The sequence below is a fragment of the Streptomyces sp. Edi4 genome (assembly GCF_040253615.1).
Classification (GTDB): domain Bacteria; phylum Actinomycetota; class Actinomycetes; order Streptomycetales; family Streptomycetaceae; genus Streptomyces.
Genome location: NZ_JBEJGY010000004.1, coordinates 6339435 through 6350904 on the forward strand (window position 1 = coordinate 6339435; position 11470 = coordinate 6350904).

An 11470-nucleotide genomic window follows, 5' to 3' on the forward strand; every position below is an offset into this window, starting at 1 on the left:
CGATTTCCTCTGGCCTTCTGGCCCACCGAAGCTCACTCTAGGTAGTGGACGCGAACGTCGGGTCCGTCGCGGAATCGGGGGCATGGCATGGATGCGGTGAGGCTCTTGAACGTCAGCAGGCACGCGCTGGCCCAGAGCGGTGCGGTGCTCGACGTCGTGGCCGAGGCCTGGCAGGCACAGGCGCTGGCCCAGGCGATCGGCGGACACCTCGCGGCCACCGGGCCGCCGGAGCTGCGGGGCGAGGCCCGGGGTCTGAGCGAAGCGGGCGCCCGGGGCTGCGCGGTCCTGGACCACCCCGGCACGCGGCGCGCGGGCGTCCGCGCGGTCCAGCTGTCCGATGTGCCGGACGCGGCAGCGGCGTTGGCGTCCCTCGGCGCCCTGCTGGGTGACGTCGCCATGGCACTCGTCTCGGTGGCCTGCGCCACGGACGACGAGGGGCTGTACTGGCAGTGCATGGAAGCCATCGACGCCGCCGACGAATCCGGCGACCGCGTCCGTGGGATGCTGCGCCGCCTGACCCTGCGCCACCAGGAGAGATCGCCCGAGGCTGTGCGCGATTCGACGGCGGGGCCGCCATGACCGCGCGTCGAGCGGCGCGTCCAACGGCCAAGACCAAGCGCCCGGCGTCATGCGCCGCGCGGCTCGCTCCCCGGCGGGGACGGGGGCGGGGTGGCGTCGGTGGCGGGCTGAGTGGACTGATGGTCCGCGTCGAGCTGCGTCAGGTCCGCGCTCAGCGCCGCCATCAGCTCCTCCATCTGCCGCAACAGCCCCTTGGGCGCGCCTTTCTGCCCGGGCGCGGGCGACGGCGGCAACTGCTGTGGCACGCACTGTCGCGGTGCGCTCTGTTCCGGCACGGCTTCCTGGGACATGACGGCCTCCTCGGCCCGGGCCCTCCCGCGGGAGCGGGCAGGGCGGGGAATCGGTCGGCACACCGGCCACGGCCGCCGACACGCGGGCCGGGTGCTCCGGCTCCGCCCGAGCCAACGAACGCTGGGCGCCGACGTCACTGAGCACGAGGGCGGCGAACCATCACATCGTCACATATTCACCCGACCGGGCTTTCGTCGCGGGAGAGCGGCGAGCGCGGTTGACGGCGGTCCCACGGTGCAGGATGGAGGCATGGATCTGCGCATCTTCACCGAGCCCCAGCAGGGCGCGGGATACGACACCCTCCTGACCGTCGCCAAGGCCACCGAAGACCTGGGCTTCGACGCCTTCTTCCGGTCCGACCACTACTTGCGGATGGGCACCGCCGACGGGCTCCCGGGCCCGACCGACGCCTGGATCACGCTGGCCGGCCTCGCCCGCGAGACCAAGCGCATCCGTCTCGGCACCCTGATGACCGCCGGCACGTTCCGGCTGCCGGGGGTCTTGGCCATCCAGGTGGCCCAGGTGGACCAGATGTCGGGCGGCCGGGTCGAACTGGGGCTGGGCGCCGGATGGTTCGAGGACGAGCACAAGGCGTACGGCATCCCCTTCCCCAAGGAGAAGTTCGCCAGGCTGGAGGAGCAGCTGGCCATCGTCACCGGCCTGTGGGCCACAGAAGTGGGCCGCACCTTCGACTACCGCGGCACCTACTACCAGCTCAGTGACTCGCCCGCGCTCCCCAAGCCCGCGCAGAGCAAGGTGCCCGTCCTGATCGGTGGCCACGGGGCGACCCGCACCCCGCGCCTGGCCGCGCGGTACGCCGACGAATTCAACATCCCGTTCGCCTCCGTCGAGGACAGCGAGCGGCAGTTCACCCGGGTCCGGGCGGCCGCCGAGGCCGCCGGGCGCAAGGCGGACGACCTCGTGTACTCCAACGCGCTGGTGGTCTGCGTGGGCAAGGACGACGCGGAGGTGGCCCGCCGGGCCGCCGCCATCGGAAGGGAGGTGGAAGAACTCAAGGCGAACGGACTCGCGGGCTCGCCCGCCGAGGTCGTCGAGAAGATCGGCAAGTACGAGGCGACCGGCTCCTCCCGCATCTACCTGCAACTGCTCGACCTCCACGACCTCGACCACCTCGAACTGATCTCCTCGCGGGTGCTGCCGCAGCTGACCGGAGCCTGAGCCAGGTGCGTCCCGCCCGGAGCCTCGCGGCCGCCCTCGCGTACGGGACGGTGGTCCTCGACGGTGGCCTGGCCGGGCAAATGGAGGCTCAGGGCTGCGACTTGAGCGACGAGCTGTGGTCGGCCCGGCTGCTCGCGGACGACCCGGGGCAGATCCTGGCCGCCCACGCGGCGTACGTACGGGCGGGCGCCCAGGTCCTGACCACCGCCAGCTACCAGGCCACCTATGAAGGGTTCGCGCGGCGGGGGCTGAGCCGCCGCGAGGCCGGGGAGCTGCTGACCCGGAGCGTCCAACTAGCGCGCGTGGCGAGCGACTTGGCGGAAGTCGCGCCGGGCCCGGGCGACGCTTCAGGCCCTGGCGGCGGCCTCGGCCCTGGCAACGCCCTCGGCCCCGGCGGCGCCACCAGGGCCGAGGGCGTTGCCAGAGCGGCGCGGGAGGTCTGGGTGGCGGCCTCCGTCGGGCCCTATGGCGCCTTCCTGGCCGATGGGAGCGAGTACCGGGGGCGCTACGGGCTGAGCGTGCGCGAGCTCGAGCGGTTCCACCGTCCCCGGGTCGAGGCGCTGGTGGCAGCGGGGCCGGACGTGCTGGCCCTGGAGACGGTGCCCGACATCGATGAGGCCGAGGCGCTGCTGCGGGTGGTCGAGGGGTGCGGGGTGGCGGTCTGGCTCTCGTACAGCGTCGAGGGCGGGCGCACGCGGGCGGGGCAGGATCTGGCGTCGGCGTTCGCGCTCGCCAGGGGCCGCGAGGACGTGGTGGCGGTGGGGGTCAACTGCTGCGCGCCACGGGACGCCGACCGCGCGGTGCCGCTCGCCGCGTCGGTCACCGGCAAGCCGGTCGTGGTCTATCCGAACAGCGGCGAGCGCTGGGACGCGGGGCGCCGCAGCTGGACGGGCGAGGCGACGTTCGACGCGGCGTCGCCCGGGGAGTGGACAACTGCCGGAGCACGCCTGATCGGTGGCTGCTGCCGGGTCGGACCGGAGCGGATCGCCGCGCTCGCGGCCCGCGTCCAGGGCCGCCACCCGTAGCGAAATCTTTTGGTGCAAGGGGCCCGGACCAGGTAATACTCGGACATGTGTTCCTGACCATCACCACCACCGGCACCCCTGACCGCCCCGCGACCGACCTCGGTTTTCTGCTGCACAAGCATCCTGACAACGCGCAGCACTTCTCCACCTCCCACGGCACGGCGCACGTCTTCTACCCGGAGGCGAGCGCCGAGCGCTGCACGGCCGCGCTGCTCCTGGAGGTCGATCCCGTGGCGCTGGTGCGGCGCGGCGCGGGCAAGGGCCGGGGCGGTGCGCCCGACGCGGCGCTCGCGCAGTACGTCAACGACCGCCCCTACGCGGCCTCGTCGCTGATGTCCGTCGCCCTGGCCGGCGTCTTCAAGAGCGCCCTGCGCGGAGTGTGCGCGGCGCTGCCGGAACGGGCGGCCACCGCGCTGCCCCTGCGCGTGGAGGTGCCCGCGCTGCCCGCGCGCGGCGGCGCCGATCTCGTACACAAGCTGTTCGGGCCGCTCGGCTGGGACACGGTGAGCGCGCGACCCGTCGCGCTGGACGAGCAGTTCCCGCAGTGGGGCGACTCGCGCTATGTGAGCCTCGTGCTCGAAGGGGAGCTGCGGCTGGCCGACGCGCTGCGGCAGCTGTATGTCCTGCTGCCCGTGCTCGACGACGCCAAGCACTACTGGGTCGCGCCCGACGAGGTGGACAAGCTGCTGCGGGCCGGTGACGGCTGGCTCGCGGGCCACCCCGAACAGGAGCTGATCACCAGCCGGTATCTGGCGCGGCGCCGGAGCCTGGCGCGCCAGGCGATGGAGCGCCTCGAACTGGTGCGCCTGGCCGAGGCCGACGGCCTGGACGTGGAAGAGGTCGACAATTCCGTCGACGAGAACAGTGACACGCCCCAGGGGCCCGTGCCGCTGGCCGCGCAGCGCCGGAGCGCGATCGTCGCCGCGCTCGTGTCGGCGGGCGCGGCCCGGGTGCTCGATCTCGGCTGCGGGCAGGGGCAGTTGGTGGGGGCCCTCCTCGCGGACCCCCGCTTCACCGAGGTCGTCGGCGTGGACGTGTCCATGCGGGCCCTCGCCGTCGCGGCGCGGCGCCTCGGGCTCGACCGGATGACCGAGCGGCAGGCGGCGCGGGTGAAGCTGACGCAAGGCTCCCTCGCGTACACCGACAAGCGGCTGGGCGGATACGACGCGGCGGTGCTCAGCGAGGTCATCGAGCATGTGGACCTGCCGAGGCTGCCGGCGCTGGAGTACGCGGTGTTCGGCTCGGCGCGGCCGCGCACGGTGATCGTGACGACGCCGAACGTGGAGTACAACGTCCGCTGGGAGACCCTGCCGGCCGGACACGTGCGCCACGGGGACCACCGCTTCGAATGGAGCCGGGCGCAATTCCAGGATTGGGCGCGCGCGGTGGCCGAACGCCATGGCTACGGCGTCGAGTTCGGGCCCGTCGGACCCGAGGACCCCGAGGTGGGCCCGCCCACCCAGTTGGCGCTGTTCACCCTGACGGGAGCCGACGGATCCACCTCGCGCGAGGAGCGGTCCGCCTCGGGCGCCCTGGAATCCACCCCCCACCACACGCCGAAGGAGGCGACGGCGGCATGAGTACCGACATCACCGAACCCACTGCGCACACCCCGGACGGCACCAGGACGCTGGCCGTCACCGACCTCTCGCTCGTCGTCCTGGTCGGCGCCACCGGTTCGGGCAAGTCCACGTTCGCCCGGCGGCACTTCAAGGCGACCGAGGTCCTGTCCTCCGACTTCTGTCGCGGCCTGGTCGCCGACGACGAGAACGACCAGAGCGCGAGCGCCGACGCTTTCGACGTGCTCCACCACATCGCGGGCAAGCGGCTCGCGGCGGGACGGCTGACCGTCATCGACGCCACCAACGTGCAGACCGAGAGCCGACGCCAACTCATCCGCCTGGCCCGCGAGCACGACGTGCTCCCCATCGCGATCGTCCTGGACCTGCCGGAGGAGGTGTGCGCCGAGCGCAACGCCCAGCGGCCCGACCGTGCCTCGATGCCCCGCCATGTGATCGCGCGCCACCGGCGTGAACTGCGGCGCTCCCTGCGCGGCCTGGAGCGTGAGGGCTTCCGCAAGGTGCATGTGCTGCGCTCGGTGGAGGAGGTGGAGAACGCCGTGATCACCATCGAACGGCGCTACAACGACCTCACCCACCTCACCGGCCCCTTCGACATCATCGGTGACATCCACGGCTGCCGTTCCGAACTGGAGACGCTGCTCGGCAAGCTCGGCTATGTGGACGGCGTCCACCCCGAGGGCCGCACCGCCGTCTTCGTCGGGGACCTCGTCGACCGGGGCCCCGACAGCCCCGGCGTGCTGCGCCGCGTCATGGGCATGGTCGCCGACGGCAACGCGCTGTGCGTGCCGGGGAACCACGAGAACAAGCTCGGGCGTTACCTGAAGGGACGCAACGTCCAGCACACCCACGGCCTGGCCGAGACCATCGAGCAGCTGGAGAAGGAGGACGACAGCTTCAAGGAGCGGGTGCGGGAGTTCATCGACGGCCTGGTCAGCCACTATGTGCTCGACGGCGGCAACCTCGTCGTGTGTCACGCCGGCCTGCCGGAGAAGTACCACGGCCGCACCTCGGGCCGCGTGCGCTCGCACGCGCTGTACGGGGACACGACCGGCGAGACCGACGAGTTCGGCCTGCCGGTGCGCTACCCGTGGGCCGAGGACTACCGGGGCCGGGCCGCGGTCGTCTACGGACACACCCCCGTGCCGAACACCTCCTGGATCAACAACACCATCTGCCTGGACACGGGCGCCGTGTTCGGGGGCAGGATGACCGCCCTGCGCTGGCCCGAGCGCGAGCTGGTCGACGTGCCGGCGGAGCGGGTCTGGTACCAGCCGGCCAAGCCGCTGGCCACCGAGGCGCCCGGCGGCCACGAGGGCCGCCCGCTCGACCTCGCCGATGTGCGCGGGCGCCGGATCCTGGACACCCGGCTCATGGGCAACGTCGCGGTGCGCGAGGAGAACGCGGCGGCGGCGCTGGAGGTCATGAGCCGGTTCGCCGTCGACCCGAGGCTGCTCACCTATCTGCCCCCGACCATGTCCCCGACCGCGACCTCGCGGCAGGACGGCTTCCTGGAGCACCCGGCCGAGGCGTTCGAGCAGTACCGCAAGGACGGCGTCGGGCGGGTCGTGTGCGAGGAGAAGCACATGGGCTCGCGGGCGGTGGCGCTGGTGTGCCGCGACGAGGAGGCGGCCCACGCGCGGTTCGGGGCGCGGGGCGTGAGCGGCGCGCTGCACACCCGTACCGGGCGGCCCTTCTTCGACGACGCGGCCGTCACCGAGGAGATCCTGCGGCGGCTGCGTTCGGCCGTGACCGAAGCGGGTCTGTGGGACGAACTCGCCACGGACTGGCTCCTGTTGGACGCCGAACTGATGCCGTGGTCGCTGAAGGCGTCGGGCCTGCTGCGCTCCCAGTACGCCGCGGTGGGCGCGGCGTCGGGAGCGGTGTTCCCGCCCGCCCTCCAGGCGCTCACGGCCGCGTCGGAGCGGGGCGTGGAGGTGGCGGACCTGCTCGGCCGCCAGCGCGAGCGGGCCGTCGACGCCGCCGCGTTCACCGACGCCTACCGGCGCTACTGCTGGAGCACCGAGGGCCTGGACGGGGTGCGACTCGCGCCGTTCCAGATCCTGGCCGGGCAGGGCCGCAGCCTGGCCGGCATGCCGCACGACGAGCAGTTGGCCTGGCTCGACCGGCTCGTCGAGCACGACACGACCGGGCTGCTCCAGCGCACCCGGCGGCTGATCGTCGACACCGGCGACGAGGCCGAGGTGCGCGCCGGTGTCGAGTGGTGGCTCGACCTGACCGGCGCGGGCGGCGAGGGCATGGTCGTCAAGCCGCTCCAGACCCTGGCCAGGGACGGCAGGGGACGGCTCGTCCAGCCCGGGATCAAGGTGCGCGGCCGCGAGTACCTGCGGATCATCTACGGTCCCGAGTACACGCGCCCGGACCACCTGGAGCGGCTGCGGCAGCGCTCCCTGGGACACAAGCGGTCCCTCGCGCTGCGCGAGTACGCGCTCGGCGTCGAGGCGCTGGAACGGCTCGCGGGCGGTGAGCCGCTGTGGCGGGTCCACGAGGCGGTCTTCGCCGTCCTCGCCCTGGAGTCGGAACCGGTCGACCCCCGCCTGTGACGCACGGCCCGGCGAGCGCTCGCCTCGCCCGCCGGGCCGCGCCGCGGGCGAGTTCGCCGGGTGAGCGGCGCCCTCGCGGGACAGGATGGGGGCATGGGATTCCAAGTCGATTCCGAGACCGGGCGGCTGCGCCGCGTCATACTCCACCGGCCAGATCTGGAGCTGAAGCGGCTCACGCCCAGCAACAAGGACGCGCTGCTGTTCGACGACGTGCTCTGGGTGCGCCGGGCCAGACAGGAGCACGACGGATTCGCGGACGTGCTCCGCGACCGGGGCGTGGAGGTGCACCTCTTCGGAGACCTGCTGCGCGAGACGCTGGCGATCGAGGCGGCCCGCACGCTCGTGCTTGACCGGGTCTTCGACGAGAAGGAGTACGGGCCGCTCGCGACGGGTCATCTGCGAGCGGTCTTCGACGACCTGCCGGACGCGGACCTCGCGGAGGCGCTGGTCGGCGGGATGACCAAGCGTGAGTTCCTTGCGGGGCACCCGGAGCCGACGTCGGTGCGCTTCCACGCGATGGACCTGGACGACTTCCTGCTCGGCCCGCTGCCCAACCACCTCTTCACCCGCGACACCTCCGCGTGGATCTACGACGGCGTATCGATCAACGCCATGCGCTGGCCGGCCCGCCAGCGCGAGACCGTGCACTTCGAGGCGATCTACGGACATCACCCGCTGTTCAAGGGCGCGCAGGCCGGTCCGTTCAACATCTGGTCGCAGGGCCAGCGCGACTATCCCTCGACCATCGAGGGCGGCGACGTCCTGGTGATCGGGAACGGCGCCGTGCTGATCGGGATGAGCGAGCGGACCACACCGCAGGCCGTCGAGATGCTGGCCCGCGGCCTGTTCGCGGCGGGCTCGGCGCGCACCATCGTGGCCCTCGACATGCCCAAGCGGCGGGCGTTCATGCACCTGGACACGGTGATGACGATGGTCGACGGAGAAACCTTTACTCAGTACGCGGGACTTGGCATGCTCCGCTCCTACACCATCGAGCCGGGCGCCGGCGAGCAGGAGCTGAAGGTCACCGACCACCCCCCGGAGCACATGCACCGGGCGATCGCGGCGGCGCTCGGCCTCGACCGGATCCGGGTGCTCACCGCCACCCAGGACGTGCACTCCGCCGAGCGTGAGCAGTGGGACGACGGCTGCAACGTCCTCGCGGTCGAGCCCGGGGTGGTCGTCGCGTACGAGCGCAACGTCACCACCAACACGCATCTGCGCAAGGAGGGCATCGAGGTGATCGAGATCCGGGGCAACGAGCTCGGCCGGGGGAGGGGAGGCCCGCGCTGCATGAGCTGCCCGGTCGAACGTGATGCCGTATAGTGATGCGCTCGAACGTATAGAATTCCAACGGGGTCCGCATCCGGACGCCGCCCACCTACCCGCCCCCGGGAGCAGCCACCATGGCGATAGACCTCGCAGGCCGCCACGTCCTCAAGGAGCTGGACTTCACGGCCGAGGAGTTCCTCGGACTGGTCGCGCTCGCCGCCGAACTGAAGGCCGCCAAGAAGGCGGGCACCGAGGTCCAGCGCCTGCGCGGGCGCAACATCGCCCTGATCTTCGAGAAGTCCTCGACCCGCACCCGCTGCTCCTTCGAGGTGGCCGCGGCCGACCAGGGGGCGTCCACCACCTACATCGACCCGGCCGGCTCGCACATCGGCAAGAAGGAGTCCCCGCGCGACACCGCCCGGGTGCTCGGGCGGATGTTCGACGCGATCGAGTTCCGGGGCGACGCGCAGGAGACCGTCGAGATCCTGGCCGCGAACGCGGGTGTGCCGGTCTACAACGGCCTGACCGACGACTGGCACCCCACCCAGATGCTCGCCGACGTGCTCACCGTCACCGAGCACACCGACAAGCCGCTGAGCGAGGTCGTCTTCGCCTATCTGGGTGACGCCCGCTTCAACATGGGCAACTCCTACCTGGTCACCGGCGCCCTGCTCGGCATGGACATCCGGATCGTGGCGCCCCGGGCGTACTGGCCGGCCGAGGAGATCGTCGCCCAGGCGCGCGAGGCGGCCGCCGTCAGCGGCGCCCGCGTCACCCTCACCGAGTCCGTCGAGGAGGGCGTGGCCGGCGCGGACTTCGTCGCCACCGACGTCTGGGTCTCGATGGGAGAGCCGCAGGAGGTCTGGGCCGAGCGGATCAAGGCGCTCGTGCCCTACGCGGTGACCATGGACGTGCTGCGCGCCACCGGCAACCCGGGCGTCAAGTTCCTGCACTGCCTGCCCGCCTTCCACGACCTCGCCACCCAGGTCGGCCGGGACATCTTCGAGCGGTACGGACTGACCGAGCTCGAAGTGAGCGACGAGGTCTTCGAGTCCGCGCACTCGGTCGTCTTCGACGAGGCGGAGAACCGGCTGCACACCATCAAGGCCATCATGGTCGCCACGCTCGGGGACCGGCCCACGGCCCGGGATGCCGACGGCGCCGAATAGAAATGCGCCCGATTGGGTGCACATGCGGCACAGTGGTTATCATGTCGCTTCTTGGTGGGGTCCGAGCTCGCACGCTCGGGCCCCGCTTTCTTGTGTGCGCGGCCCCCTGCCCGGCCGCGGTGTACGACCAGGAATGAGACCCCCATGCGGCGCCCCCACCCCGCTTCCCCTCCCGCCACCGGCCCCCGGATCAAATCCCCACGCCTGCTCATCGCCGAATCCGGCGCGGACCTCGAAGGGCACGGACTGCGCCGGACGATGGGGCTCTTCCAGCTCGTGTGTTTCGGCGTCGGCGCGATCGTGGGCACCGGCATCTTCGTCGGACTCTCCGACAGCGTCGCCAAGGCCGGTCCCGCCGTGCTCCTCTCCTTCGTGCTGGCCGCGATCACCTGCGTGTTCACGGCGTTCGCCTTCGCCGAGCTCGGCGGCGCGATCCCGGTCTCGGGCTCCTCGTACTCCTTCGCGTACGCCACGCTCGGCGAGCGCACCGCCTTCCTGGTCGGCTGGTGCCTGCTCCTGGAGTACGGCGTCTCGGTGTCCGCGGTCGCGGTCGGCTGGAGCCAGTACCTCAATGAACTCCTGAACGGCCTCATCGGCCGGCAGCTGCCCGCCGCTCTGTCGGCGGGGCCCGGCGACGGCGGGGTGATCAACCTTCCGGCCGTCGTCGTCATCCTGCTCGCCGCGACCCTCCTGGTGCGCGGTGTCCGCGAGAGCGCGCGGGCGACCGCCGCGATGGCCGTCCTCAAGATCGGGATCCTGCTGCTGTTCCTGGCGATCGCGTTCACGGCGTTCAAGGCGGGCCACCTCACGCCGTTCGCGACCCACGGCGCCGCCGGGGTCACCGCCGGAGCCTCGCTCGCCTTCTTCTCGTACATCGGCTTCGACGCGATCACCACGGCCGGTGAGGAAGTGAGAAATCCGCGCAGGAACATCCCCGTCGCGATCATGATCTGCATCGGTGTGGCGACCCTGTTGTACTGCGCGGTCGCCCTGGCCGCCATCGGCGGGCTCGGCGCGGACGCGGTCGGCGACAAGCCCGCCGCGCTGTCGCTGATCGTCAACCAGGTCACCGGGTCGACGTTCGGCGGCGACGTCATCGCGTTCGGCGCGGTCGTGGCCATCGCCTCCGTCGTACTGGCCGTGATGTACGGCCAGACCCGCATCCTGATGTCGATGTCCCGCGACGGGCTCGTCCCCAGGGTCTTCGAACGGGTCTCACCGAAAACCGCGACCCCGGCCGCCAACACCTGGATCGTCGCGCTGGTCTTCGCCGTACCGGCCGCGTTCGCCTCGCTCGACGCGGTGGTGAACCTGACCACCATCGGCACGCTCGCCGTGATGGCCGTCGTGAATGTGGCGGTGGTCGCGCTGCGCCGGAGCGACCCGGACCTGAAGCGCTCGTTCCGGGTGCCGCTGTATCCGGTGAGCCCGATCCTGGGCGTCGGCTTCTGCCTCTATCTGATGTACGGCACGGGCTGGGTGACCTGGTTGCAGTTCGCGCTGTTCCTCGCGGCCGGCGCGCTGGTGTACGCCTGCTACGGGCGAGCCAGGTCGCGCCTGGCCGGCGGGGGCGGGTCGGCGGTGTGACCTGGCCCGCCCTGCGTGCGTGGTGGGGCGGTGGCCGCAGGACGGTGACGCGCGGAGGCCGCCCGGAGCCGCGGTGAGCGGTCGCGCGGCCTCCGCGCCCGCCGCCGCACGGGTCACGGGTCTATCGCGTGCTCGTGACGACAGTCACATACGAGTGATACCTTCGGGGGGAGCAGGCAGCAGACGCAGTGGCGGCCACGGCCGTCCCGCCGAAGGAGGCCGCA

9 protein-coding genes are annotated in these 11470 nt (G+C 72.0%); 8 read left to right on the forward strand and 1 reads right to left on the reverse strand.

The genetic code is table 11. The features are described from left to right. The first annotated feature begins 87 nt into the window (after positions 1-87). Positions 88-579, forward strand: coding sequence for a DUF6099 family protein (locus ABR738_RS30585; protein ID WP_350233169.1), 492 nt, complete (start codon positions 88-90; stop codon positions 577-579). A 47-nt stretch (positions 580-626) separates the two neighbouring features. Here ABR738_RS30585 and ABR738_RS30590 read toward each other — a convergent pair whose 3' ends face one another. Continuing rightward, on the reverse strand, positions 627-869 hold the full coding sequence (locus tag ABR738_RS30590; RefSeq protein ID WP_350233170.1) for a hypothetical protein: 243 nt from the start codon (positions 867-869) through the stop codon (positions 627-629). 250 nt (positions 870-1119) lie between these two features. Here ABR738_RS30590 and ABR738_RS30595 point away from each other — a divergent pair, with 250 nt between their 5' ends. The 7 genes from ABR738_RS30595 to ABR738_RS30625 all read left to right on the forward strand — a co-directional run bounded on the left by ABR738_RS30595 (position 1120) and on the right by ABR738_RS30625 (position 11246). Next, the gene (locus tag ABR738_RS30595) at positions 1120-2049 is read left to right on the forward strand and encodes an LLM class F420-dependent oxidoreductase (protein ID WP_350233171.1); all 930 of its coding nucleotides are present in this window, start codon (positions 1120-1122) and stop codon (positions 2047-2049) included. A 5-nt stretch (positions 2050-2054) separates the two neighbouring features. Then, the gene (gene mmuM / locus ABR738_RS30600; protein WP_350233172.1) at positions 2055-3074 is read left to right on the forward strand and encodes a homocysteine S-methyltransferase; all 1020 of its coding nucleotides are present in this window, start codon (positions 2055-2057) and stop codon (positions 3072-3074) included. A gap of 47 nt (positions 3075-3121) precedes the next feature. Continuing rightward, on the forward strand, positions 3122-4654 hold the full coding sequence (locus tag ABR738_RS30605) for a 3' terminal RNA ribose 2'-O-methyltransferase Hen1 (RefSeq protein ID WP_350233173.1): 1533 nt from the start codon (positions 3122-3124) through the stop codon (positions 4652-4654). Beyond that, a complete protein-coding gene (locus ABR738_RS30610; protein ID WP_350233174.1) occupies positions 4651-7218 on the forward strand; it encodes a polynucleotide kinase-phosphatase in 2568 nt (855 codons plus the stop codon). The genes ABR738_RS30605 and ABR738_RS30610 overlap by 4 nt, the downstream gene beginning before the upstream one ends. 93 nt (positions 7219-7311) lie before the next feature. Then, complete coding sequence (locus ABR738_RS30615; RefSeq protein WP_350233175.1) at positions 7312-8544, forward strand: arginine deiminase; 1233 nt, start codon at positions 7312-7314, stop codon at positions 8542-8544. 80 nt (positions 8545-8624) lie between these two features. Beyond that, a complete protein-coding gene (gene argF / locus ABR738_RS30620) occupies positions 8625-9659 on the forward strand; it encodes an ornithine carbamoyltransferase (protein WP_350233176.1) in 1035 nt (344 codons plus the stop codon). A 144-nt stretch (positions 9660-9803) separates the two neighbouring features. Next, complete coding sequence (locus ABR738_RS30625) at positions 9804-11246, forward strand: amino acid permease (RefSeq protein WP_350233177.1); 1443 nt, start codon at positions 9804-9806, stop codon at positions 11244-11246. Positions 11247-11470: the final 224 nt, after the last annotated feature.